The 23,663-nt window shown below is 63.2% G+C and carries 22 protein-coding genes and 3 tRNA genes; 23 read left to right on the forward strand and 2 right to left on the reverse strand.

The window, feature by feature from the left end; translation table 11 throughout:
- Window positions 1–79 precede the first annotated feature (79 nt).
- The 15 genes from truA (at window position 80) to arfB (ending at window position 12,382) form a co-directional block, all read left to right on the forward strand.
- Complete coding sequence (truA, locus tag IFT76_RS08465) at window positions 80–952, forward strand: tRNA pseudouridine(38-40) synthase TruA (RefSeq protein WP_192057884.1); 873 nt, start codon at window positions 80–82, stop codon at window positions 950–952.
- Window positions 953–991: 39 nt separating this feature from the next.
- Entirely contained in the window at window positions 992–1,618 is a 627-nt protein-coding gene (locus tag IFT76_RS08470; RefSeq protein ID WP_192057885.1) for a phosphoribosylanthranilate isomerase, read from the forward strand.
- A 164-nt stretch (window positions 1,619–1,782) separates the two neighbouring features.
- Window positions 1,783–2,703 (forward strand): acetyl-CoA carboxylase, carboxyltransferase subunit beta, encoded by a 921-nt coding sequence (accD, locus tag IFT76_RS08475; protein WP_122476414.1) that lies wholly within the window; start codon window positions 1,783–1,785, stop codon window positions 2,701–2,703.
- Window positions 2,700–4,007 carry a bifunctional tetrahydrofolate synthase/dihydrofolate synthase gene (folC, locus tag IFT76_RS08480; RefSeq protein ID WP_192057886.1) on the forward strand — a complete coding sequence of 436 codons (1,308 nt, stop codon included), beginning with the start codon at window positions 2,700–2,702 and terminating at the stop codon, window positions 4,005–4,007. The genes accD and folC overlap by 4 nt, the downstream gene beginning before the upstream one ends.
- Complete coding sequence (locus IFT76_RS08485; protein WP_192057887.1) at window positions 3,991–4,632, forward strand: SPOR domain-containing protein; 642 nt, start codon at window positions 3,991–3,993, stop codon at window positions 4,630–4,632. The genes folC and IFT76_RS08485 overlap by 17 nt, the downstream gene beginning before the upstream one ends.
- A 180-nt stretch (window positions 4,633–4,812) precedes the next feature.
- Window positions 4,813–5,370, forward strand: a complete 558-nt coding sequence (locus tag IFT76_RS08490; RefSeq protein ID WP_122476408.1) for a CvpA family protein — start codon at window positions 4,813–4,815, stop codon at window positions 5,368–5,370.
- 41 nt (window positions 5,371–5,411) lie between these two features.
- On the forward strand, window positions 5,412–6,917 hold the full coding sequence (gene purF / locus IFT76_RS08495) for an amidophosphoribosyltransferase (protein WP_122476407.1): 1,506 nt from the start codon (window positions 5,412–5,414) through the stop codon (window positions 6,915–6,917).
- A gap of 14 nt (window positions 6,918–6,931) precedes the next feature.
- A complete protein-coding gene (locus tag IFT76_RS08500; protein ID WP_192057888.1) occupies window positions 6,932–8,143 on the forward strand; it encodes an O-succinylhomoserine sulfhydrylase in 1,212 nt (403 codons plus the stop codon).
- Between the two features lie 218 nt (window positions 8,144–8,361).
- Window positions 8,362–8,437: transfer RNA gene (locus tag IFT76_RS08505), tRNA-Val, on the forward strand.
- A 68-nt stretch (window positions 8,438–8,505) separates the two neighbouring features.
- A tRNA-Asp gene (locus IFT76_RS08510) sits at window positions 8,506–8,582 on the forward strand.
- A gap of 94 nt (window positions 8,583–8,676) precedes the next feature.
- Window positions 8,677–8,753, forward strand: a tRNA-Asp gene (locus IFT76_RS08515).
- A 129-nt stretch (window positions 8,754–8,882) separates the two neighbouring features.
- Window positions 8,883–9,077, forward strand: a complete 195-nt coding sequence (locus IFT76_RS08520) for a DUF1289 domain-containing protein (RefSeq protein WP_192057890.1) — start codon at window positions 8,883–8,885, stop codon at window positions 9,075–9,077.
- Between the two features lie 112 nt (window positions 9,078–9,189).
- Window positions 9,190–10,419, forward strand: a complete 1,230-nt coding sequence (rluB, locus tag IFT76_RS08525) for a 23S rRNA pseudouridine(2605) synthase RluB (RefSeq protein ID WP_122476400.1) — start codon at window positions 9,190–9,192, stop codon at window positions 10,417–10,419.
- Between the two features lie 163 nt (window positions 10,420–10,582).
- The gene (locus IFT76_RS08530) at window positions 10,583–11,956 is read left to right on the forward strand and encodes an amino acid permease (protein ID WP_122713948.1); all 1,374 of its coding nucleotides are present in this window, start codon (window positions 10,583–10,585) and stop codon (window positions 11,954–11,956) included.
- Window positions 11,957–11,968: 12 nt separating this feature from the next.
- Window positions 11,969–12,382 (forward strand): alternative ribosome rescue aminoacyl-tRNA hydrolase ArfB, encoded by a 414-nt coding sequence (arfB, locus tag IFT76_RS08535; RefSeq protein ID WP_122476397.1) that lies wholly within the window; start codon window positions 11,969–11,971, stop codon window positions 12,380–12,382.
- Between the two features lie 11 nt (window positions 12,383–12,393).
- Here arfB and IFT76_RS08540 read toward each other — a convergent pair whose 3' ends face one another.
- Entirely contained in the window at window positions 12,394–13,596 is a 1,203-nt protein-coding gene (locus tag IFT76_RS08540) for an MFS transporter (protein WP_192052934.1), read from the reverse strand.
- 223 nt (window positions 13,597–13,819) lie between these two features.
- Window positions 13,820–14,080, reverse strand: a complete 261-nt coding sequence (locus IFT76_RS08545; RefSeq protein WP_122476393.1) for a DUF2790 domain-containing protein — start codon at window positions 14,078–14,080, stop codon at window positions 13,820–13,822.
- Between the two features lie 339 nt (window positions 14,081–14,419).
- Here IFT76_RS08545 and acs point away from each other — a divergent pair, with 339 nt between their 5' ends.
- The 8 genes from acs to aruF all read left to right on the forward strand — a co-directional run bounded on the left by acs (window position 14,420) and on the right by aruF (window position 23,637).
- The gene (gene acs, locus IFT76_RS08550) at window positions 14,420–16,381 is read left to right on the forward strand and encodes an acetate--CoA ligase (RefSeq protein WP_122476391.1); all 1,962 of its coding nucleotides are present in this window, start codon (window positions 14,420–14,422) and stop codon (window positions 16,379–16,381) included.
- A 437-nt stretch (window positions 16,382–16,818) separates the two neighbouring features.
- Window positions 16,819–17,595: an ABC transporter substrate-binding protein gene (locus IFT76_RS08555; RefSeq protein WP_185794327.1), complete on the forward strand. Its 777-nt coding sequence runs from the start codon at window positions 16,819–16,821 to the stop codon at window positions 17,593–17,595.
- A gap of 86 nt (window positions 17,596–17,681) precedes the next feature.
- The gene (locus IFT76_RS08560; protein WP_122476387.1) at window positions 17,682–18,371 is read left to right on the forward strand and encodes an ABC transporter permease; all 690 of its coding nucleotides are present in this window, start codon (window positions 17,682–17,684) and stop codon (window positions 18,369–18,371) included.
- Window positions 18,368–19,066: an ABC transporter permease gene (locus IFT76_RS08565; RefSeq protein WP_192057891.1), complete on the forward strand. Its 699-nt coding sequence runs from the start codon at window positions 18,368–18,370 to the stop codon at window positions 19,064–19,066. The genes IFT76_RS08560 and IFT76_RS08565 overlap by 4 nt, the downstream gene beginning before the upstream one ends.
- A gap of 71 nt (window positions 19,067–19,137) precedes the next feature.
- Window positions 19,138–19,902, forward strand: a complete 765-nt coding sequence (locus IFT76_RS08570) for an ABC transporter ATP-binding protein (protein ID WP_192052936.1) — start codon at window positions 19,138–19,140, stop codon at window positions 19,900–19,902.
- Between the two features lie 110 nt (window positions 19,903–20,012).
- Window positions 20,013–20,993, forward strand: a complete 981-nt coding sequence (gene argR / locus IFT76_RS08575) for a transcriptional regulator ArgR (protein ID WP_122476381.1) — start codon at window positions 20,013–20,015, stop codon at window positions 20,991–20,993.
- Between the two features lie 316 nt (window positions 20,994–21,309).
- Window positions 21,310–22,530, forward strand: coding sequence for an aspartate aminotransferase family protein (locus tag IFT76_RS08580; protein WP_122476379.1), 1,221 nt, complete (start codon window positions 21,310–21,312; stop codon window positions 22,528–22,530).
- Window positions 22,531–22,608: 78 nt separating this feature from the next.
- Window positions 22,609–23,637 carry an arginine/ornithine succinyltransferase subunit alpha gene (aruF, locus tag IFT76_RS08585; RefSeq protein ID WP_122476377.1) on the forward strand — a complete coding sequence of 343 codons (1,029 nt, stop codon included), beginning with the start codon at window positions 22,609–22,611 and terminating at the stop codon, window positions 23,635–23,637.
- Window positions 23,638–23,663 lie beyond the last annotated feature (26 nt).

A 23,663-nucleotide genomic window follows, 5' to 3' on the forward strand; every position in this document is an offset into this window, starting at 1 on the left:
CTCTGCCCGCGAAGGCAGCGCCGCAATTCCATGATCCGGTATAATCGCCGCCATCGCTTAACCAACAGGCTGCAACTTCGTGCAAAACATCGACAACGCGGTCGCCGAATCGGCGGCCGACGGCTTCTATCGCATTGCCTTGGGCGTTGAATACAAAGGTTCGCGCTACCGCGGCTGGCAGCGCCAGGCCTCTGGCGTGCGCACCGTACAGGAAACCCTCGAAGACGCCCTGGGCAAGGTTGCCGCTTCGCCCGTCTCGCTGATGTGCGCCGGCCGCACGGACGCGGGTGTCCACGCCTGCGGCCAGGTGGTGCATTTCGATACCCAGGCCGAGCGCAGCATGAAAGCCTGGGTCATGGGTGCCAACATCAATCTGCCCCATGATGTCAGTGTCACCTGGGCGAAGATCATGCCGCCCAACTTTCATGCGCGTTTCAAGGCCATCGCCCGCCGCTACCGCTACGTCATCTACAACGACCAGATCCGACCCGCCCATCTGGGCGAGGAAATCACCTGGAATCACCGTCCGCTGGATGTCACCCGCATGGCCGCCGCCGCCCAGGCGCTGGTCGGTACCCATGACTTCAGTGCCTTCCGCGCCGGTCAGTGCCAGGCCAAGTCGCCGATCAAGCAACTGCATCACCTGCGGGTCACCCAGCACGGCAAGATGATCGTCATCGACGTGCGCGCCAATGCCTTCCTGCACCACATGGTGCGCAACATCGCCGGTGTGCTGATGACCATCGGCACGGGCGAGCGCCCTGTGGAATGGGCCGCCGAAGTGTTGCAAAGCCGGGTACGCCGAACCGGCGGGGTCACGGCCCATCCTTTCGGGCTGTACCTGGTGCAAGTCGAGTACCGCGATGAGTTCCCACTGCCCGAGCGCTATATCGGTCCGCACTTCCTGACCGGGTTCGACACACTGGCTGACGTCGCCGACAGCATTTGCTAACATCCGCCGTTCCCCAGCCAAGTCGAGGTACTCGCCGACATGTCAGCCGTTCGCAGCAAAATCTGCGGTATTACCCGCATAGAGGATGCTCTGGCCGCTGCGCACGCGGGTGCCGATGCGATCGGGTTGGTGTTCTATGCCAAAAGCCCGCGGGCGGTGAACGTGCAACAGGCACGCGCGATCATCACCGCGCTGCCGCCGTTCGTGACCACCACCGGCCTGTTCGTCAATGCCAGTCGGTGCGAACTGGGTGAAATCCTCGACGCCGTGCCGCTGGACCTGCTGCAATTCCATGGCGACGAAACGCCGGAAGAATGCGAGGGCTACCACCGTCCCTACATCAAGGCATTGCGCGTGCGCGCCGGCGATGATCTGCAGGCGGCCTGCCGGGCCTACCGCAACGCCAGCGGCATTCTGCTCGACACCTACGTGGCCGGCGTGCCGGGCGGCACCGGTGAAGCCTTCGACTGGTCGCTGGTGCCCGCGGGCCTGGACAAGCCGATCGTGCTGGCAGGTGGGCTTCACGCCGGCAACGTCGCCCAGGCCGTCGCTCAGGTCAAACCCTGGGCGGTGGATGTCAGTGGCGGGGTGGAGTCGAGCAAGGGCATCAAGGACCATCGCAAAATCGACGCTTTCCTCAAAGCGGTGCGTGGGAGCAGCATGTGACGGCAGGCAGCTCGGCACCGTCCATACGTTTCGCGAAACGCGCGGCACGCAGGTGTGCAGCCTGCGCCACGCTCGCCCACGTATTCGTTTCATATCTGAACACGCTCAAGAGCATGCACGGGACCTGGCCAGGCCAGCAGTCCCCGGTACTGGAGAAATAAAGCATGAGCAACTGGTTGGTAGACAAGCTGATCCCTTCGATCATGCGATCGGAGGTGAAGAAAAGCTCGGTGCCCGAAGGCCTGTGGCACAAGTGTCCGTCCTGCGAAGCAGTGCTGTACCGTCCGGAGCTGGAGAAGACCCTCGACGTCTGTCCCAAGTGCAACCACCACATGCGCATCGGTGCACGTGCGCGTCTGAACATCTTCCTCGACGAAGATGGCCGCGCCGAGCTGGGTGCCGATCTGGAACCGGTCGATCGCCTGAAGTTTCGTGATGGCAAGAAGTACAAGGATCGCCTGACTGCAGCGCAGAAGCAGACGGGCGAAAAGGATGCGCTGATCTCCATGAGCGGCACCTTGCTGGGCATGCCCGTGGTGGCCAGCGCCTTCGAATTCTCGTTCATGGGTGGCTCCATGGGTGCCATCGTCGGCGAGCGCTTCGTGCGTGCCGCCAACTACGCCCTGGAAAACCGTTGCCCGATGATCTGCTTTGCCGCCTCCGGTGGTGCGCGCATGCAGGAAGCGCTGATTTCGCTGATGCAGATGGCCAAGACCTCAGCAGTCTTGGCGCGTTTGCGCGAAGAAGGCATTCCGTTCATCTCGGTGCTGACCGATCCGGTCTACGGCGGCGTTTCCGCCAGCCTGGCCATGCTCGGTGACGTGATCGTCGCCGAGCCCAAGGCGCTGATCGGTTTTGCCGGCCCGCGGGTGATCGAGCAGACCGTGCGCGAAAAACTTCCGGAAGGGTTCCAGCGCAGCGAATTCCTCATCGAGCACGGTGCGATCGACATGATCATTTCGCGCCAGGAACTGCGTCCGCGCCTGGGCAGCCTGCTGGCCCAGTTCATGGGCCTGCCGACGCCTACCTACGTGGCCGCCCCGATCGAGCCCATTGTGGTTCCACCGGCGCCCGCCAACGTATGACCGAGCGCAGCCTGAGCCAGTGGCTCGCCTATCTGGAGCAGCTGCACCCTTCGGCCATCGACATGGGCCTGGACCGTTGCCGCGAAGTCGCGCAGCGCCTGGGCCTGGGCAAGCCAGCCGAGCGTGTGGTCACGGTGACCGGGACCAACGGCAAGGGGTCGACCTGCGCGTTCATCGCGGCGCTGATGCAGGATCGCGATCTGAAAGTGGGGGTCTACGCCTCGCCGCATCTGCTGCGCTACAACGAACGAGTGCTGATCGACGGCCAGCAGGCCACCGATGCCCAGTTGTGCCAGGCGTTCACCGCCGTGGAAGCGGCGCGCGGCGCCACTACCCTGACCTATTTCGAGATGGGCACCCTGGCCGCGCTCTGGCTGTTCCAGCGCGCCGAGCTGGATGCCGTGGTGCTGGAAGTGGGACTGGGCGGTCGGCTCGATGCGGTCAACCTGGTGGATGCCGATGTGGCCGTGGTCACCAGCATCGGTCTGGACCATGCCGAGTACCTGGGGGATACCCGCGAGTCGGTGGCGTTCGAGAAGGCCGGCATCCTGCGTGCTGGCGTGCCAGCACTGTGTGGCGATATCGACCCTCCGCAGCCATTGCTCGAGCAGGTTGCCACGTTGGGTTGCCCGTTCTATCTGCGCGGCCGCGACTACGACTTCACCGCGCAAGGCGATCACTGGTCGTGGCGCGGGGTGGATGTCGAAGGCTACCCGGTCGAGCTGCTGTCGTTGCCATTGCCCAGCCTGCCGCTGGAAAACGCCGCGTTGGCCCTGCAGGCCTACGTGGCACTCGATCTGCCGCGTGACGCTGCACGTATGGGTTGGGCGCTGGCGCACACCCGCGTGGCCGGCCGCCTGGACCGTCACCGGGTGAGTTACGCCGGCAAGCCGGTCGAAATTCTTCTCGACGTGGGCCACAACCCGCACGCCGCTCGCTTTCTGGCCGAGCGGCTGGCGCGCCAGCCTCTTGCGGGCCGGCGTCTGGCCGTGTTCGGCCTGCTCGCCGACAAGGACCTGGTCGGGGTGATCGAGCCGCTGGCAGCCGTCATCGCGCACTGGGCAGTCGCACCACTGAAAACACCGCGCAGTCGTCCGGCCGCCGAACTCGACGCCGCGCTCCTGAACCTTGGCGCTGCCACGACGTCTCATGGCAGCCTCGCCGATGCGCTCGAAGCGCAGTGCGAAGCCGCAGGCGAGGGTGACGAGATTCTGGTGTTCGGCTCGTTCCACTGTGTCGCCCAGGCCCTGAAATGGATGTATGGCAACATAGAACGGGAGAACGTGGATGGCATTGCCCAATAAGGTGTTCAAGCAGCGCATGATCGGCGCCCTGGTGTTGATCGCGCTGGCGGTGATTTTCCTGCCGATGCTGTTTTCGCGCGAGGATCAAACCGTGCGCCAGGTTCAGGTACAAGCCCCGGCAGCGCCGCAGGCCCCGGCCGCGCCTCAGGTGCAGGTCGAGCCGGTTGCCGTGCCCGAGCCGCAGATCATCGAGACGGAGCCGGTTCCAGCGCAGGCCGCGACGCAGGCTGCCCCGCCTAGCCAGCCGATCCAGTCGGTGCCTGCCGCGCCTGCCGCATCTGCCAAGAAGCCGGTGGAATCGGTGCAGCCTTCCGCGCCCATCGCTGCGGCCAAGGTGCCACCGGTCGCCAAGACGGACACCGGCAGCAAGATCGACCCCAATGGGCTGCCGGTCAGCTGGTCGGTGCAATTGGCCAGCCTGTCCAACCGCGCCGGTGCCGACACCTTGCAGAAGAGCCTGCGTGCGCAGGGTTACAACGCCTACGTGCGTACGGCCGATGGCAAGAACCGAGTGTTCGTCGGTCCACTGGTCGAGCGCGCTGAGGCCGAGCGCCTGCGTGACGTGATCAACCGCCAGCAGAAGCTGCAGGGGTTCGTGGTACGTTTCGAGCCCGAGCGCGGCTGAGTCTTCGTCAGCCGTGGAGCCGTGGCGCTCCCTTCGCGGCCGCTGACCGCTCCTACGGGAAGCTGTAGGAGCGGTCAGCGGCCGCGAAGGGGCGCGCTGCGGTGCAGACGACAATCGCCGCTTACTCCCGCGCCCGCGCTCTGCTAAAATGCGCCGCCTTATCCGTATGCAGGCCGCACCGTGGCATTTACCTGGGTCGACTGGGCGATCATCGCGATCATCGCCATCTCCGCACTGATCAGCTTGACACGCGGCTTCGTCAAGGAAGCCCTGTCGCTGGTCACGTGGATAGTCGCAGGTGGCGTGGCCTGGCTGTTCGGTGGTTCCCTCGCCGGTTATTTCGAAAACTACATCCAGACCCCATCCGCGCGTGTCATCGCCGGGTGTGCCGTACTGTTCGTGGCCACCCTGCTGGTCGGCGCCATGGTCAACTACCTGATCGGCGAACTCATTCGCGTCACCGGGCTGTCGGGTACCGACCGCTTCCTGGGCATGGTCTTCGGCGCCGCGCGCGGTGGCCTGCTGGTGGTGGTGGCCGCCGGGCTGATGAGCCTGGGGCCCGTTCAACAGGATTCGTGGTGGCAGGAATCACGGCTCCTGCCCCAATTTCTTTTGGTTGCTGACTGGTCGAAAAACCTCATTCTGGGGATGTCCAGCCAGTGGCTCGCCAGCGGAATCAGCGCACCGGCTGACATTCCGTTCAAGGAACACCTCTTGCCGGCCAACAAGGCGCAGTGAGTGGTGCTCAGTTCAGATTCATTAAGTAGGGGTTGCGTCGCATGTGTGGCATCGTCGGTATCGTCGGTAAGTCGAACGTCAATCAAGCGCTGTATGACGCGCTAACGGTCCTCCAACACCGCGGCCAGGATGCTGCCGGTATCGTTACCAGTAGCGATGGCAAGTTGTTCCTGCGCAAGGACAACGGGCTGGTACGGGACGTTTTCCAGCAGCGCCATATGCAGCGGCTGGTCGGGCACATGGGCATTGGCCATGTGCGCTATCCCACGGCGGGCAGCTCGACCTCGGCCGAGGCCCAGCCGTTCTACGTCAACTCGCCCTATGGCATCACCCTGGCGCACAACGGCAACCTGACCAACGTCGAGCAGCTGGCCAAGGAAATCTACGAATCGGACCTGCGTCACGTCAACACCAGCTCGGACTCCGAGGTGCTGCTCAACGTGTTCGCCCACGAACTGGCCGTGCGCGGCAAGCTGCAGCCTACCGAGGAAGACGTGTTCGCCGCCGTCACCGACGTGCACAAGCGCTGCACCGGTGGCTACGCGGTGGTGGCCATGATCACCGGCTACGGCATCGTCGGTTTCCGTGACCCGCACGCGATCCGTCCGATCGTGTTCGGCCAGCGCCACACCGACGAAGGCGTGGAATACATGATCGCCTCCGAAAGCGTGTCCCTGGACGTACTCGGCTTCACCCTGATCCGCGACCTGGCGCCGGGCGAGGCGGTGTACATCACCGAAGACGGCAAACTGCACACTCGCCAGTGCGCACCCAACCCCCAGTACGCACCGTGCATCTTCGAGCACGTGTACCTGGCCCGCCCTGACTCGATCATCGACGGTATCTCGGTCTACAAGGCACGCCTGCGCATGGGCGAGAAGCTGGCCGACAAGATTTTGCGCGAACGCCCCGAACACGACATCGACGTGGTCATCCCGATTCCGGACACCAGCCGCACCGCGGCCCTGGAGCTGGCCAACCACCTGGGCGTGAAGTTTCGCGAAGGCTTCGTCAAGAATCGCTACATCGGTCGTACCTTCATCATGCCCGGCCAGGCCGCGCGCAAGAAATCGGTACGTCAGAAGCTCAATGCCATCGAGCTGGAGTTCCGCGGCAAGAACGTGATGCTGGTGGACGATTCGATCGTGCGCGGCACCACCTGCAAGCAGATCATCCAGATGGCCCGCGAAGCCGGCGCCAAGAACGTCTATTTCTGCTCGGCTGCTCCAGCCGTGCGCTACCCGAACGTCTACGGCATCGACATGCCGAGTGCGCATGAGTTGATCGCGCACAACCGCAGCACCCAGGAAGTGGCCGATCTGATCGGCGCCGACTGGCTGATCTACCAGGACCTGCCCGACCTGATCGATGCGGTCGGTGGTGGCAAGGTCAAGATCGAGAACTTCGACTGCGCGGTGTTCGACGGCAAGTACGTCACCGGCGATATCGACGCGTTCTATCTGAACAAGATCGAGCAGGCGCGCAACGACTCCAACAAGAGCAAGTCGCATGCGGTCAGCGCGATCATAGACCTCTACAACAACTGAATGGGAGCAACGGCATGACACAGGAATGGGATGCCGGGCGACTGGATAGCGATCTCGAAGGGGTGTCGTTCGACACCCTGGCGGTTCGCGCCGGCCAGCACCGCACGCCGGAAGGCGAACACAGTGATCCGCTGTTCTTCACTTCCAGCTATGTTTTCCGTACTGCGGCCGATGCCGCGGCGCGTTTTGCCGGCGAAGTGCCGGGCAATGTCTACTCGCGCTACACCAACCCCACCGTGCGCTCCTTCGAAGAGCGCCTGGCCGCCCTGGAAGGCGCCGAACAGGCGGTCGGCTTCGCCACGGGCATGGCTGCGATCACTGCCGTGGTCATGAGCCTGTGCAGCGCTGGCGACCACGTGCTGGTGTCGCAGAGCGTGTTCGGCTCGACCATCAGCCTGTTCGAGAAGTACTTCAAGCGCTTCGGCATCGAAGTGGACTACGTGCCGTTGGCCGACGTCAGCGGCTGGGAACGGGCCATCAAGGCCAATACCAGGCTGCTCTTCGTCGAGTCGCCGTCCAACCCGCTGGCCGAGTTGGTCGACATCACGGCCTTGAGCGCCGTGGCCCAGGCCAAGGGCGCCATGCTGGTGGTCGACAACTGCTTCAGCACGCCGGCGCTGCAGCAGCCGCTGGCGCTGGGTGCCGACATCGTCGTGCACTCGGCGACCAAGTTCATCGACGGTCAGGGCCGTTGCATGGGCGGCGCCGTGTGCGGTCGCAGCAAGGAAATGAACGAGGTGCTGGGTTACCTGCGCACCGCTGGCTCTACCCTGAGCCCGTTCAACGCCTGGATCTTCCTCAAGGGTCTGGAAACCCTGAACCTGCGCATGCGTGCCCATTGCGCGAGCGCGCAGGTGCTGGCCGAGTGGCTGGAAGCGCAGGAGGGCATCGAGAAGGTGCATTACTCGGGCCTGCCGAGCCACCCCCAGCATGAACTGGCCAAGCGTCAGACCAAAGGCTTCGGCGCCGTGGTCAGTTTCGAGGTCAAGGGAGGCAAGGAGGGCGCCTGGCGCTTCATCGATGCAACCCGCCTGATCTCGATCACCGCCAACCTGGGTGACAGCAAGACCACCATTACCCACCCGGCCACCACGTCGCACGGGCGCCTGTCGCCCGCCGAACGCGAAGCGGCAGGGATTCGCGACAGCTTGATCCGGGTGGCGGTAGGCCTGGAAGACGTTGGCGACCTGCAGGCCGATCTGGCGCGCGGGCTGGCTGCGTTGTAAGGGCTGAAGGCCTCTTCGCGGGCAGAGGGCTCGCCGCCCGCCTCGCTCCCACACAAACCCAGTTCATCTAAGGATCCTGTGGGAGCGGGCTCTGCCCGCGAAGAGGCCCGCAAGGTTTCACAAGCTCTGACATTTAACACCTTTTTCAAAAAAACTTCATACAGGGTATTGACTTAGGTTCGGTACCTGCGTAAATTTCGCGGCCTCAGCGAAGCAAAGGGTGATTAGCTCAGCCGGGAGAGCATCTGCCTTACAAGCAGAGGGTCGGCGGTTCGATCCCGTCATCACCCACCATTTCGTTAGAATGCAGCTGAGAACGCAACGAAGAGCAACACGTGCTGAAACAAGAGAGCACACACTGCGCAGCGGTAGTTCAGTCGGTTAGAATACCGGCCTGTCACGCCGGGGGTCGCGGGTTCGAGTCCCGTCCGCTGCGCCATTTTTATACACTGATTCGGTTCGCCGGGTCAGCGATCGAGAACTTCGAAGTTCTGGGTCAACAGGTTTCAAACGGACGCAAGTCCGAGCGATACGCAGCGGTAGTTCAGTCGGTTAGAATACCGGCCTGTCACGCCGGGGGTCGCGGGTTCGAGTCCCGTCCGCTGCGCCATACAAAGCTTCGAGGCCTTGAACTCCTCGAAGCAAACAAAGAAAGCGACCTTCGGGTCGCTTTTTTTGTGGGCGCGATTTGGCTGGGCTGTTGTCCAAACGTTTCGGCCATCCTCGAGTACCGTTATCCATGAGCAGCAAGAACCCCTGTATCAGCGTCTGCAAGTTCACCGATGACACCTGCATCGCCTGCGGACGGACCAAGCCTGAGTGCAAGGCCTGGAAGAAGATGGACAAAGACGAGCGGCGCGACGTGAACGCGCAGGCGGTGCAGCGCCTGAAAGACATGAAAGGCACCGCCAAGCGGAAAAAGAAGAAAGCCTGAAAAAATCGGCTAGCCTTTGATGCGCAGGCGCCGTGTTGCGCGTATCATTCGCGGCCCTCCGGCGCGCCTGCGCCGAGCAGCATTCAATTCGACCCACCGGGAGGTGCTTACGATGAAAGATCTCGATCAGCAAGACGGCAGCCAGGAAATCGGCCCTGCCGGCGAAAAACTGCAGAAAGTATTGGCCCGTATCGGCGTGGGTTCGCGCCGAGACGTCGAGGCGTGGATCAGCGAAGGCCGAATCAAGGTCAACGCCAAGGTCGCGACCCTCGGCCAGCGCGTCGATCTGCACGACGCCATTACCGTCGATGGCAAGGTGATCAAGCGCGAAGAAGCTTCGGAAACCGTGCGCCGCGTGATCATCTACAACAAGCCCGACGGCGAAATCTGCACCCGCGACGACCCCGAAGGCCGCCCGACCGTATTCGACCGCCTGCCGCGCCCGCGCGAAGGCCGCTGGATCAACGTCGGCCGCCTGGACATCAACACCACCGGGCTGCTGATGTTCACCACCGACGGCGAGTTGGCCAACCGCCTGATGCATCCCTCGTTCGAAATGGACCGTGAGTACGCGGTGCGCGTACGCGGCGAAGTCGACGACGACATGCTGCTGCGCCTCAAGAACGGCGTCATCCTGGAAGACGGGCCCGCTCGCTTCACCGATATCCAGCAGGCACCGGGTGGCGAAGGCTTCAACCACTGGTACCACTGCGTGGTGATGGAAGGCCGCAACCGCGAAGTGCGTCGCCTGTGGGAATCCCAGGGGTTGGTGGTCAGCCGCCTGAAGCGCGTGCGCTTCGGTCCGGTATTCCTCAACTCCGACCTGCCGATGGGTCGTTGGCGTGAGCTGACCCAGGGTGAAGTCGATACCCTGAGCGCCGAAGTCGGCCTGACCGCCGTGGCCATGCCGTCGATGACCACCAAGACCAAGGACAAGCTGGAGCGCATGCAGCGCAAATCCTCGCGCCCGATGGGCCGCGGCGAGCGCGTGCGCACCTTGCGCCCTGCCCAGGACGGCGCGCCGTCCACCGACCAACGCCCGGCTCGCCAGCCGCGCGGCGATTCGGCGCCGTCCGGCGAGCAGCGTCCAGCCCGTCAGCCCCGCGGTGATTCGGCGCCGGCTGCGCGCAAGGACAGCGGTCGTGGCAGTGCCGTGGCCGAGCGTCCGGCGGACATGAACAAGCGTCCAGCCAGGCCTGCCGGCAAGCCGGGTGCCAAGCCCGCTGCAAAGCGCCCGGGCATCAAGCTGGTGGACGACGCGCCGTCGGGCAATCGTCGTGGCCCGGCCGCTGGCACCGGTCAGCGTCCCGGCTTCGGCCGTCGCAAGCCCAAGCCTGAGTAAGGACAACTGATGTCCACGTGCGCCAACCTTCCAGGGTTGGCGTTTTTTTGTGGGGTGTCGGTGGGGGCCTCTTCGCGGGCAGAGACCCGCTCCCACAAGGTTTGCCTGCGGCGGACCATTGCACTCTTGATACCTCGAACGTCGAAGAAGTGACTTCTCCCTGATGACTGAACCAAACCAGCTCAAGCGTGGGCTGAAGAATCGCCATATCCAATTGATCGCTCTGGGCGGTGCCATCGGTACCGGGCTGTTCCTGGGTTCGGCAGGCGTGCTCAAGTCCGCCGGCCCATCGATGATCCTGGGCTATGCCATCTGCGGCTTCATTGCCTTCCTGATCATGCGTCAGCTGGGCGAAATGATCGTCGAGGAACCGGTTGCCGGTTCTTTCAGTCACTTCGCCCACAGCTACTGGGGCCGGTTTCCCGGTTTTCTGTCCGGCTGGAACTGCTGGGTGCTGTACATCCTGGTAGGCATGTCCGAACTGACCGCCGTCGGCAAGTACGTGCACTACTGGTGGCCGGAAATACCCACCTGGGTCTCCGCTGCGGTGTTCTTCCTGATGATCAATGCCATCAACCTGACCAACGTCAAGGTGTTCGGCGAGACCGAATTCTGGTTCGCCATCATCAAGGTCGCGGCGATCGTCGGCATGATTGCCCTGGGCAGCTATCTGCTGGTCAGCGGTGACGGCGGCCCTCAGGCCAGTGTCAGCAACCTCTGGGCCCACGGTGGTTTCTTTCCCAACGGTGTAGGCGGGTTGGTCATGGCCCTGGCGATCATCATGTTCTCCTTTGGTGGCCTGGAGATGCTCGGCTTTACGGCGGCCGAGGCCGACAGCCCGAAGACGGTGATTCCCAAGGCCATCAATCAGGTGATCTACCGCATTCTGATCTTCTACATCGGCGCGCTGGTGGTGCTGTTGTCGCTGACGCCGTGGGACGGTCTGCTGGCCAGCCTGAATGCCTCGGGCGATGCCTACAGCGGCAGCCCGTTCGTGCAGGTGTTCTCGATGCTGGGCAGCGACACGGCTGCCCACGTGCTCAACTTCGTGGTACTGACCGCAGCCTTGTCGGTTTACAACAGCGGCACCTATTGCAACAGCCGCATGCTGCTGGGCATGGCCGAGCAGGGCGACGCGCCGCGTGCACTGGCCAAGGTGGATGGCCGTGGCGTGCCGGTTCGGGCGCTGCTGGTGTCGGCGGCGATCACGCTGGTGGCCGTGGCATTGAACTACTTCGTGCCGCAGCAGGCGCTCGAGCTGTTGATGTCGTTGGTGGTGGCGACCCTGGTGATCAACTGGGCGATGATCAGCTACTCGCACCTCAAGTTTCGCCAGCACTTGCAGCGCCAGGGCCAGGTGCCGCTGTTCAAGGCGTTGTGGTATCCGTACGGCAACTACCTGTGCCTGGCGTTCGTGGCGTTCATCCTGATCATCATGCTGATGATTCCCGGCATCCGCGTGTCGGTGTATGCCATTCCTCTGTGGATCGGCGGGATGTACCTGTGTTATCGCCTCAAGTCGAACCCCTCGTCCTGACCGGAGCGCTGCATGCTGGAAATCTCCAACGCCGTCCATCTGCCCGACGCTGAAATCGAACTCAGCGCCATCCGCGCGCAAGGCGCGGGTGGGCAGAACGTCAACAAGGTTTCCAGCGCGGTGCACCTGCGCTTCGACATCGGCGCTTCGTCGCTGCCGCCGTTCTACAAGGAGCGCCTGTTGGCGCTGCGCGACAGCCGGATCACCGGCGATGGCGTGATCGTCATCAAGGCGCAGCAGTTTCGCACCCAGGAGCAAAACCGCGCCGACGCCCTGCAGCGCCTGCGCGAGCTGATTCTGCTGGCCACCAAGGTAGAGAAGAAGCGCCGGCCGACCAAGCCCACGCTGGGCTCCAAGACTCGCCGCCTGGAAGGCAAGACCAAGCGCGGGGCGATCAAGGCCGGGCGTGGCAGGATCGATTTCTAGATCATGCCGTTCTAGACCAGCTTGTCTTGCGCTGGTGGCAGGCTTGCCGCTCGCCGGTATAGATAGAAGGTCAGGCCCAGGCCGGCGCACGCAGCCACGGCGGCGAACAGGAAGATCGCGCTGAAGCCGTAGCCTGCGGCGATGGCGCCTGCCACCGGCCCGGTGATGCCCAGCGACATGTCGATGAACAGCGAGTAGGCCCCCACGGCTGCACCGCGGCTGGACGCCGGCACCAGATTGACCGCTTCGACGCCGAGCGCTGGAAATACCAGGGAAAATCCGAATCCGGTCAACGCCGCGCCAGCCATGGCCAGCTCCTGGCTGGGCGCGAGCCACAGCAGCAACAAGCCCAGGGTTTCCACGCTGAGGCATACGATAGCCACCCGAAAACCGCCGATGCGGTTGATCAGGTTGCCGAACAACAGCCGGGCGAGGATAAAGCTGGCACCGAACAGGCTCAGGCACAGTGCCGCGTTGTCCCAGGCATTGCTGGCGTAGTAAAGGGTGATGAAGGTAGCGATGGTGCCGAAGCCGATACCGCCCAGCGCCAGTCCGGTGCCATGGGGCAGCACGCGGCCCAGCACGTGCAGGAACGGTAGTCGCTCGCCGGCCACCACGGGTGCGGGAAGCTTGTTCCAGGCCAGGGCGATGCCCACGCCAGCCAGCACGATGATGCTCGCACCCATGCTCCACAGGCCCAGATGCTTGACCATCAGCACGCCCAGCGGCGCACCGATGGCCAGGGCGCCGTAGCTGGCAATGCCGTTCCAGGAGATGACCTTGGCGGTGTTGGCTGCGCCGACGCGGCCAATCCCCCAGCCAATGGACCCCGAGCCCACCAGGCTCTCCGCCGACCCCAGCAGTATCCGACCCGCCAGCAGGCTGGTCAGGCTCAGCGCCGGCCAGCTTTGCAACCAGCCGGCCAGCAGCATGAACAGCCCGCTGATGCCGCAGCCGACCAGGCCGTAGATGACTGCTTTCTTGCTGCCCAGGTTGTCGATGATCTTGCTCGCCTGCGGGCGGCTGAGCAGGGTGGCCAGGTATTGCACGCTGATCACCAACCCGGCAATGACCGCGCCGTAGCCCAGGTCGCTGTGGACGAAGCCTGGCAATACCGCCAGCGGGATGCCGATGCTCAGGTAGCCGATGAAGGTGAACAGGACGATGGAGACGACTTGCAGCGTGACCGTCATGGGGCGCTGTGAGTGGGGCATAGGTAGATCCGTCGCGGAAGCAGGTGATGGGCGCAGGTGCGGGCAGGCTGGCTGGGTGTCCGGCGCACACGAGAAATGAAGACAGGCTTACGTGACGCTCATGATAGAGGCACGAGGCACAAAAAGAGAGACGGCGATGGGTGGCGATTCATGCAGATGCTGCTGGCGGGGTTGCTCTGGTGCAGGCCAGCAGCGGGGCCGCAGCCCCGACGCTGGGAGGTGTTCAGCTGTTCGAACAGCCGTTGCCCATGACCTGATATTCCATGATGTGGCGCTTGCCCTGCGAATCTTCGTAAGTCAGGCGTGCCGGGACCACGGCGCAGACGTTGGGAATCGCTGAAGTCGAGATGACGTGAGCAATATCGGGGTGCTGCGAATACTCATAAGGTTCCACCGTGGTTTTTTCGGTGGCAGCCGTGGTGGTTTCATCGGCCAGGGCCATGCCGCTCGCGCCAATCAGCGCCAGAATCAAAAAAGCTTTCATGTCGATTTTCCTGTTTTGCAGTCGTCAGGGTGCACGCAGCCCTTGTGAGGTCACGTGTGAAACTTGAGAGTGGGAAAGTTGCGATCGACAGGCCTTCGTGGGGAGATGCAGTCTTCGTCGATCGCGGTGCCGTTGCTGGCGAAATCGATTCTAGGCGTGCACGGTGGAGGTAAACAGAGCCGGTTCGGATAAACAGTTTTATTCGAATCTGCACTAATCCCGCGGGTCTGGGCGTGCATCGGTGCAAGCAGCGGTACTACCATCGTCGAATGGCTGCACGGGCCAGATACCCTTAAAACAGGTGTATAAAACAACAACTACTCAACCGAGGTATGAAAGATGAGTGCGGCTTCCCTGTATCCCGTTCGTCCAGAGGTGGCGGCGTCCACGCTGACCGATGAGGCGACCTACAAGGCCATGTACCAGCAGTCCGTGGTCAACCCGGACGGTTTCTGGCGCGAACAGGCGCAGCGCCTCGATTGGATAAAGCCCTTCACCAAGGTCAAGCAGACCTCGTTCGACGATCACCATGTCGACATCAAATGGTTCGCCGACGGCACCCTCAACGTCTCCTACAACTGCCTGGACCGCCACCTGGCCGAACGCGGCGATCAGGTCGCGATCATCTGGGAAGGCGACGACCCTTCCGAAAGCCGTCACATCACCTACCGGGAGCTGCACGCCGAGGTGTGCAAGTTCGCCAACGCCCTGCGCGGCCAGGATGTGCACCGCGGCGACGTGGTGACCCTGTACATGCCGATGATTCCCGAGGCGGTGGTGGCGATGCTCGCCTGTACCCGCATCGGCGCGGTGCATTCGGTGGTGTTCGGTGGCTTCTCGCCCGAGGCGCTGGCGGGGCGCATCATCGACTGCCAGTCCAAGGTGGTGATCACCGCCGACGAAGGCCTGCGGGGCGGCAGGAAAACGGCGCTCAAGGCCAACGTCGACCGCGCCCTGACCAACCCCGAAACCAGCAGCGTGCAGAAGGTCATCGTGTGCAAGCGCACCGGTGGCGAGATCGAGTGGAACCGTCATCGCGACATCTGGTACCACTCGCTGCTGGAGGTGGCATCGAGCACCTGCGCGCCGAAGGAAATGGGCGCCGAGGAAGCGCTGTTCATCCTCTATACCTCCGGCTCGACCGGCAAGCCCAAGGGCGTGCTGCACACCACCGGCGGTTACCTAGTGTACGCCGCGCTGACCCATGAGCGAGTGTTCGACTACAAGCCGGGCGATGTCTACTGGTGCACGGCGGACGTCGGCTGGATCACCGGCCACAGCTACATCGTCTATGGTCCGCTGGCCAACGGTGCCACCACCTTGCTGTTCGAAGGCGTGCCCAACTACCCGGACATTACCCGTGTCTCGAAAATCATCGACAAGCACAAGGTCAATATCCTCTACACCGCGCCCACCGCTATCCGCGCGATGATGGCCGAGGGCACCAAGGCAGTCGAGGGCGCCGATGGCTCGAGCCTGCGCTTGCTGGGTTCGGTAGGCGAACCGATCAACCCCGAGGCCTGGAACTGGTACTACAACACGGTCGGCAAGCAGAACTGCCCGATCGTCGACACCTGGTGGCAGACCGAAACCGGCGGCATCCTGATCAGCCCGCTGCCGGGTGCGATCGGCCTCAAGCCCGGTTCGGCGACCAAACCGTTCTTCGGCGTGGTGCCGGCGCTGGTGGACAACCTGGGCAACCTGATCGACGGCGCTGCCGAGGGCAACCTGGTGATTCTCGATTCGTGGCCGGGCCAGTCACGCACCCTCTACGGCGACCATGACCGTTTCGTCGATACCTATTTCAAGACCTTTCGCGGCATGTACTTCACCGGCGACGGCGCGCGTCGCGACGAAGATGGCTACTACTGGATAACCGGCCGAGTCGATGACGTGCTCAATGTTTCCGGGCACCGCATGGGCACGGCCGAGATCGAAAGCGCGATGGTGGCCCATCCCAAGGTGGCCGAGGCCGCTGTGGTGGGCGTTCCCCATGAGCTGAAAGGGCAGGGCATCTATGTCTATGTCACGCTCAATGGTGGCGAGCAGACCAGCGAGGAACTGCGCCTGGAGCTCAAGAACTGGGTGCGCAAGGAGATCGGCCCCATCGCCTCGCCGGATGTGATCCAGTGGGCGCCGGGGCTGCCCAAGACGCGCTCGGGCAAGATCATGCGGCGCATCCTGCGCAAGATCGCCACGGCCGAGTACGACTCGCTGGGTGACATCTCTACCCTGGCCGATCCGGGGGTGGTGCAACAGTTGATCGACACCCACAAGGAAATGCATCGCGCTTCCGCGTGAGTTGACGCGACCTCGGGGGCCTCTGCCCGCGAAGGGGCCCGCAAGGTTGTTCAGGCAGCGCTGGCGTTACTGCGGTAACGCCATTGCCGCGCCGGGTGCCACCCAAGGCCCCATCGCCTGTCACATGCAACATCTCCCACAACCCCAAGCTTGCCGTCTGCCAAGGCTTTGCCAATAATGGGCGCGCTAATTGCTTGATGGACAGGTTGCGCGTCTTTTTGCTCAGCCACAATCGGCATGGGCTGTCAATCCCTTGGTCTGGGTGTCTCGGTGCTTCTGTAACTACTTGTCGCATTGAAGAAATATCGACTGGCACAGTGCCGTTAAAATGCGCTCACTCGCCGGACCTCGTGGCGTCGCCCGTTCAGCCTCATTTTTCGCATTCTGGGCCTGCGCTCACTTTGCCCATACTGCCCATTTTCGCTGGAGCTCACCCAATGAAGAAACTTGCACTGTTTGGCGCATTGGCACTGTCCGTGCTGTCGGCGACCTCGTTCGCCGATGAAAAGCCGCTGAAGATCGGTATCGAAGCCGCTTACCCACCGTTCGCGTCCAAGGCGCCGGATGGCAGCATCGTCGGTTTCGACTACGACATCGGCAACGCGCTGTGCGCTGAGATGAAGGTCAAGTGCACCTGGGTCGAGCAGGAATTCGACGGCCTCATTCCCGCCCTCAAGGTCCGCAAGATCGACGCCATTCTGTCGTCGATGTCGATTACCGACGACCGCAAGAAGTCCGTCGATTTCACCAACAAGTACTACGCCACTCCGGCGCGTCTGGTCATGAAGTCCGGCACCCAGGTGAGCGACTCCATGGCCGAGCTCAAAGGCAAGAAGATCGGCGTGCAGCGCGGCACCATCCATGACCGGTATGCCACCGAGGTGCTCAAGCCGCTGGGCGTCGAAGTGATGCCGTACGGCTCGCAGAACGAGATCTACCTGGACGTGGCCGCCGGTCGACTGGACGGCACGCTGGCCGATGCCACCCTGTTGCAGGACGGTTTCCTCAACACCGACGCCGGCAAGGGCTACGCATTCGTCGGCCCGTCGGTCAACGACCCGAAATACTTCGGTGACGGCATCGGTATCGCCGTGCGCAAGGGCGACAAGGCCAACGTGGATCGCATCAACGCGGCCATCGAAGGCATTCGCGCCAACGGCGAGTACAAGAAGATCCAGGACAAATACTTCGATTTCGACATCTACGGCAAATAAGCCGGCAGGCGTCACCTGACTGATGGTGCAAACGGCGGGAAACCGCGGTCTGCACCATTTTTCATTCTTCGGGCGAGGATCTCTACATGTTGAAAGGCTACGGGGCCGTCATTCTCGATGGCGCTTGGCTGACGCTGCAGCTCGCCTTGTCGTCCATGGCACTGGCCATCGTGCTGGGTCTGTTCGGCGTGGCCCTGCGCCTGTCTCCGGTACGCTGGCTGGCCTGGCTGGGTGACCTGTACGCCACGGTGATTCGTGGCATACCCGATCTGGTGCTGATCCTGCTGATCTTCTACGGTGGCCAGGACATCCTCAATCGCGTGGCGCCGTTGGTGGGTTACGACGACTACATCGACCTCAATCCGCTGCTGGCCGGTATCTTCACCCTGGGTTTCATCTTCGGTGCCTACCTGTCGGAAACCTTTCGCGGGGCCTTCATGGCCATTCCCAAGGGCCAGGCCGAAGCCGGCATGGCCTATGGCATGAGCAGCCTGCAGGTGTTCTTCCGGGTGCTGGTGCCGCAGATGATTCGCCTGGCGATTCCCGGCGTCACCAATAACTGGCTGGTGTTGACCAAGGCCACGGCATTGATTTCGGTGGTCGGCCTGCAGGACATGATGTTCAAGGCCAAGCAGGCGGCGGATGCCACCCGCGAACCGTTCACCTTCTTCCTCGCGGTGGCGGCGATGTACCTGGTCATCACCAGTGTCTCGCTGCTGTTGCTGCGCGCCATCGAAAAACGCTACTCGGTGGGCATCAAGGCGGCTGAGCTATGATCTTCGATTACAACGTCGTCTGGGCCAGCCTGCCGCTGTACATGAGCGGTATGCTGGAAACCTTGAAGCTGCTGGCGATTTCGCTGTTCTTCGGTCTGCTGGTGGCGCTGCCGCTGGGTTTGATGCGGGTGTCCCGGCAGCCGCTGGTCAACGGCATCGCGTGGCTCTACACCTACGTGATCCGTGGCACGCCGATGCTGGTGCAGCTGTTTCTGATCTATTACGGTCTGGCCCAGTTCGAGGCCGTGCGCAACAGCGTGCTCTGGCCCTGGTTGTCGAGCGCCACGTTCTGCGCCTGCCTGGCCTTCGCCATCAATACCAGTGCCTACACCGCCGAAATCATCGCCGGCAGCCTGCGGGCCACGCCACCGGGCGAGATCGAAGCGGCCAAGGCCATGGGCATGTCCAGGGCCGGGATGTACCGGCGTATCCTGCTGCCCTCGGCACTGCGCCGAGCGCTGCCGCAGTACAGCAACGAAGTGATCATGATGCTGCAGACCACCAGCCTGGCTTCGATCGTGACCCTGATCGACATCACCGGCGCAGCGCGTACGGTGAACGCCCAGTATTACCTGCCGTTCGAAGCCTACATCACGGCGGGTGTGTGCTACCTGTGCCTGACGTTCATTCTGGTGCGCCTGTTCAAGCTGGCCGAGCGCCGCTGGCTGGCCTACCTGGCACCGCGCAGGCACTGAGCGCGTGCAGCAAAAACCTTTTCGCCACGGGCCGCTGGCCCGTGACTGACCGATTTGCGAGACCCCCGATCATGTACAAACTCCAAGTTCAGGACCTGCACAAGCGCTATGGCTCGCACGAGGTGCTCAAGGGTGTCTCGCTGGCGGCGAAGGCCGGCGATGTGATCAGCATCATCGGCTCCAGCGGATCGGGCAAGAGCACGTTCCTGCGTTGCATCAACCTGCTCGAACAGCCCCACGCGGGCAAGATCCTGCTCAACGACGAAGAGCTCAAACTGGTTGCCGGCAAGGATGGGGCGCTCAGGGCGGCCGACCCCAGGCAGCTGCAACGCTTGCGTTCGCGCCTGTCGATGGTGTTCCAGCATTTCAACCTGTGGTCGCACATGACCGCGCTGGAAAACGTCATCGAAGCGCCCGTGCATGTGTTGGGCGTATCGAAAAAGCAAGCGCTGGAAAAAGCCGAGTATTATCTGGCCAAGGTAGGGGTTTCGCACCGCAAGGATGCCTATCCGGGGCACATGTCCGGTGGCGAGCAGCAGCGTGTCGCCATTGCCCGTGCATTGGCGGTGGAACCCGAGGTGATGTTGTTCGACGAACCGACTTCGGCGCTCGACCCGGAACTGGTGGGTGACGTGCTCAAGGTGATGCAGGCCCTGGCTCAGGAAGGGCGGACCATGGTCGTCGTGACCCACGAGATGGGTTTCGCCCGTGAGGTGTCGAACCAGTTGGTGTTTCTGCACAAGGGCCTGGTCGAAGAAACCGGCGACCCGCGCGAGGTGCTGGCCAATCCGCGTTCCGAGCGGTTGCAGCAGTTCTTGTCCGGCAGCCTCAAGTGATCGCCGCTTGAAACATCTGCCGGGTGTTTTCCTGCGAGCAGGTCGAGCATGCCTGGCGCAGTGCCATTTCCCATTCGGTTTTTGATACTTAAGGTTTCGGTCCGCATCAGATGACAGCCCAACGAATCGGTTTCCTCTATTGGCCCAGCACGCGAGCCCTGACCCTGGCGCTGGCCGAAGAGGCCCTGCGAGTGGCGCAGAAGGTGCACCCGGAAGTGACCTACGAGTTGCTTTTCCTGCAGGCCGAACCACCTGTTCCAGGCGGCTGGCAGCTGCCCGGTGAGGCGTGGAACGGTCGCCTGGAGGGTTGCCAGAAGCTTTTTCTGCTGGCTGACGAGCCACCGTCGGCGCTGGCGCCGGCACTGGCCACTGCGCTCAAGCAGACGGTCCGGGCCGGATGCCTGGTGGGCGGGCTGTCGGCGGGGGTCTACCCGCTGGCACAGCTGGGGCTGCTCGATGGCTACCGCGCGGCCGTGCACTGGCGCTGGCAGGATGATTTCGCCGAGCGCTTTCCCAAGGTCATCGCCACCAGCCACCTGTTCGATTGGGACCGCGACCGCATGACGGCTTGCGGGGGCTTGTCGGTGCTCGACCTGCTGCTGGCGGTACTGGCCCGCGATCACGGCGCCGAACTGGCCGGGGCGGTGTCCGAAGAGCTGGTGGTGGAGCGTATCCGCGAGGGCGGCGAGCGCCAGCGCATTCCGTTGCAGAATCGTCTGGGGTCCAGCCATCCGAAGCTGACCCAGGCGGTGTTGTTGATGGAAGCCAATATCGAAGAGCCGCTGACCACCGACGAGATCGCCCAGCATGTGTGTGTTTCGCGGCGCCAGCTGGAACGCATCTTCAAGCAGTACCTGAACCGCGTGCCCAGCCAGTACTACCTCGAGTTGCGCCTGAACAAGGCGCGGCAGATGTTGATGCAGACCAGCAAGTCGATCATCCAGATCGGCCTGTCGTGCGGGTTTTCCTCGGGCCCGCATTTTTCCAGCGCCTACCGCAATTTTTTCGGCGCCACCCCCCGCGAGGATCGCAACCAGCGTCGCAGCAGCAGCCCGTTCGAACTGTCTTCGGTGCCCGCCGAGCGAGGTTGACCCTCGCTCCGGGATGCGCCGTGCCTGGTGAAGCGCGGTGTGACTTTCGCGGCCACGGACCGCTCCTACGGGAGTGCGCGCAGAACCCTTGTAGGAGCGGTCATCGGCCGCGAATGGGTGGTGCGGTCGATCTGACACAACACAGCCGTCAGCGCCTTTCTATCCCTATATGTCGCATTCGCGACAACCCCCGTAGAATGGCGGTTTGGCGCTGTAACAAGTTGTCGCATGGCGGCAATGCCGCGCGTGCACCAGTCCTTACAATCCCCTATCGCTCGCCCATTCTGCGCTGAGCGTTCCTTGACAGGAGACTCCGATGTCCGTTGAGCAAGCCCCCGTGCAACGTGCCGATTTCGACCAGGTAATGGTGCCCAACTATGCACCGGCCGCTTTCATTCCCGTGCGCGGTGCAGGTTCCCGGGTGTGGGATCAGGCTGGTCGCGAGCTCATCGATTTCTCCGGTGGCATCGCCGTCAACGTGCTGGGGCATGCGCACCCGGCATTGGTAGGCGCGCTGACCGAACAGGCCAACAAGCTGTGGCACGTGTCCAACGTCTTCACCAACGAGCCCACCCTGCGCCTGGCTCGGAAGCTGGTCGATGCCACCTTTGCCGACCGGGTGTTCTTCTGCAACTCCGGCGCCGAAGCCAACGAGGCCGCGTTCAAGCTGGCCCGGCGTGTGGCGCACGACAACTTCGGTCCCGAGAAATACGAGATCGTTTCGGCCCTCAACAGCTTCCACGGCCGCACGCTGTTCACCGTCAGCGTGGGTGGCCAGCCGAAGTACTCCGACGGTTTCGGCCCGAAGATCACCGGCATTCGCCACGTCCCCTACAACGACCTCGAAGCGCTGAAAGCGGCGGTGTCCGACAAGACCTGCGCCGTGGTGCTGGAGCCGGTCCAGGGCGAAGGCGGCGTGGTACCGGCCGATCCGGCCTATCTGCAAGGCGCTCGCGCGCTGTGCGACCAGTTCAATGCCCTGCTGGTGTTCGACGAAGTGCAAAGCGGCATGGGGCGCAGTGGCGAGCTGTTCAGCTACATGAACTACGGCGTCACCCCGGACATCCTCTCCAGCGCCAAGAGCCTGGGGGGCGGTTTTCCGATCGGTGCGATGCTCACCACCGATGCCCTGGCCAAACACTTCGCGGTCGGCGTGCACGGCACCACCTATGGCGGCAACCCTCTGGCCTGCGCCGTGGCCGAGGCGGTGCTCGATGTGGTCAACACGCCCGAAGTGCGAGCCGGGGTCAAGGCACGGCACCAGCACTTCAAGACGCGCCTGGAGCAGATTGGCCAGCGCTACGGCGTGTTCAGCGAAGTCCGTGGCCTGGGCCTGCTGATCGGTTGCGCCTTGAGCGACGCCTGGAAAGGCCGCGCCAAGGACTTCTTCAATGCTGCCGAACGGCACGACCTGATGATTCTGCAGGCCGGCCCGGACGTGGTGCGTTTCGCCCCGAGCCTGGTCATCGACGAGGCCGACATCGACGAAGGCCTGGACCGCTTCGAACGCGCCGTGGCGCACCTGACCCAGGCCTGATCGGCCCGTTCGTGGCGTTGGCTCAAAGCCAGCGCCACCTCTGCAATCGACCCGCTGCAATCGACAAGGAGTGGCACCATGCTGGTAATGCGCCCTGCGCAAATGGCTGACCTGGCCGAGGTTCAGCGCCTGGCTGCCGACAGCCCCATCGGTGTCACTTCGCTGCCCGACGATGCAGGCCGGTTGAGTGACAAGATCGCCAAGTCCGAGGCGTCCTTTGCCGCCGAAGTCAGCTTCAACGGTGAGGAAAGCTATTTCTTCGTTCTTGAAGACCTGGGCACCCAGCGCCTGGTCGGCTGTTCGGCGATCGTCGCTTCCGCCGGCTACTCCGAACCCTTCTACAGCTTTCGCAACGAGACCTTCGTGCACGCCTCGCGCGAGCTGAAGATCCACAACAAGATTCACGTGCTTTCGCAGTGTCATGACCTGACCGGCAACAGCCTGTTGACCAGCTTCTACGTGGTGCCCGAACTGGTCGGCAGTATCTGGGCCGAGCTCAACTCGCGGGCACGCCTGCTGTTCATGGCCAACCACCCGGAGCGCTTTGCCGATTCGGTGGTGACCGAGATCGTCGGCTACAGCGACGAACACGGCGACTCACCTTTCTGGGACGCGATCGGACGCAATTTCTTCGATCTCAACTATGCCGAGGCCGAACGCCTGTGCGGCATCAAGAGCCGCACGTTTCTCGCCGAACTGATGCCGCACTACCCGATCTACGTGCCCTTGCTGCCCGACCAGGCGCAAGAGGCCATGGGCCAGGTACACCCGCGTGCGCAGGTGACGTTCGACATTCTGATGCGCGAAGGCTTCGAAACCGATCACTACATCGACATCTTCGACGGTGGGCCCACCCTGCATGCCCGGGTATCGGGCATTCGCTCGATCGCCCACAGCCGCGTGGTGCCGGTCAAGCTTGTCGCGGCGTCGGACGAGCGCGGCGGCCCTGGCCGTCCCTACCTGGTTTCCAACGGTCTGCTGCAGGATTACCGCGCGGTGCTGCTGGAGCTCGACTGGGTGCCCGGCAAGCCGGTCGGGCTGGACCTGGCCACCGCCGAGGCGCTGGGTGTGGGCGAGGGTGCCAGCGTGCGTCTGGTTGCAGTTTGATACCTGGTTGAACAGGCCGAGTTCTG

This window comes from Pseudomonas sp. CFBP 13727 (genome assembly GCF_014841915.1).
Lineage (GTDB): Bacteria > Pseudomonadota > Gammaproteobacteria > Pseudomonadales > Pseudomonadaceae > Aquipseudomonas > Aquipseudomonas baltica.

Excerpts from the sequence above, each read along its gene's own strand:
- IFT76_RS08470 (WP_192057885.1), top strand. The coding sequence starts at position 992 with ATGTCAGCCGTTCGCAGCAAAATCTGCGGTATTACCCGCATAGAGGAT.
- accD (WP_122476414.1), top strand. The coding sequence starts at position 1,783 with ATGAGCAACTGGTTGGTAGACAAGCTGATCCCTTCGATCATGCGATCG.
- folC (WP_192057886.1), top strand. The coding sequence starts at position 2,700 with ATGACCGAGCGCAGCCTGAGCCAGTGGCTCGCCTATCTGGAGCAGCTG.
- IFT76_RS08485 (WP_192057887.1), top strand. The coding sequence starts at position 3,991 with ATGGCATTGCCCAATAAGGTGTTCAAGCAGCGCATGATCGGCGCCCTG.
- purF (WP_122476407.1), top strand. The coding sequence starts at position 5,412 with ATGTGTGGCATCGTCGGTATCGTCGGTAAGTCGAACGTCAATCAAGCG.
- IFT76_RS08500 (WP_192057888.1), top strand. The coding sequence starts at position 6,932 with ATGACACAGGAATGGGATGCCGGGCGACTGGATAGCGATCTCGAAGGG.
- IFT76_RS08520 (WP_192057890.1), top strand. The coding sequence starts at position 8,883 with ATGAGCAGCAAGAACCCCTGTATCAGCGTCTGCAAGTTCACCGATGAC.
- rluB (WP_122476400.1), top strand. The coding sequence starts at position 9,190 with ATGAAAGATCTCGATCAGCAAGACGGCAGCCAGGAAATCGGCCCTGCC.
- IFT76_RS08530 (WP_122713948.1), top strand. The coding sequence starts at position 10,583 with ATGACTGAACCAAACCAGCTCAAGCGTGGGCTGAAGAATCGCCATATC.
- arfB (WP_122476397.1), top strand. The coding sequence starts at position 11,969 with ATGCTGGAAATCTCCAACGCCGTCCATCTGCCCGACGCTGAAATCGAA.
- IFT76_RS08540 (WP_192052934.1), bottom strand. The coding sequence starts at position 13,596 with ATGCCCCACTCACAGCGCCCCATGACGGTCACGCTGCAAGTCGTCTCC.
- IFT76_RS08545 (WP_122476393.1), bottom strand. The coding sequence starts at position 14,080 with ATGAAAGCTTTTTTGATTCTGGCGCTGATTGGCGCGAGCGGCATGGCC.
- acs (WP_122476391.1), top strand. The coding sequence starts at position 14,420 with ATGAGTGCGGCTTCCCTGTATCCCGTTCGTCCAGAGGTGGCGGCGTCC.
- IFT76_RS08555 (WP_185794327.1), top strand. The coding sequence starts at position 16,819 with ATGAAGAAACTTGCACTGTTTGGCGCATTGGCACTGTCCGTGCTGTCG.
- IFT76_RS08560 (WP_122476387.1), top strand. The coding sequence starts at position 17,682 with ATGTTGAAAGGCTACGGGGCCGTCATTCTCGATGGCGCTTGGCTGACG.
- IFT76_RS08565 (WP_192057891.1), top strand. The coding sequence starts at position 18,368 with ATGATCTTCGATTACAACGTCGTCTGGGCCAGCCTGCCGCTGTACATG.
- IFT76_RS08570 (WP_192052936.1), top strand. The coding sequence starts at position 19,138 with ATGTACAAACTCCAAGTTCAGGACCTGCACAAGCGCTATGGCTCGCAC.
- argR (WP_122476381.1), top strand. The coding sequence starts at position 20,013 with ATGACAGCCCAACGAATCGGTTTCCTCTATTGGCCCAGCACGCGAGCC.
- IFT76_RS08580 (WP_122476379.1), top strand. The coding sequence starts at position 21,310 with ATGTCCGTTGAGCAAGCCCCCGTGCAACGTGCCGATTTCGACCAGGTA.
- aruF (WP_122476377.1), top strand. The coding sequence starts at position 22,609 with ATGCTGGTAATGCGCCCTGCGCAAATGGCTGACCTGGCCGAGGTTCAG.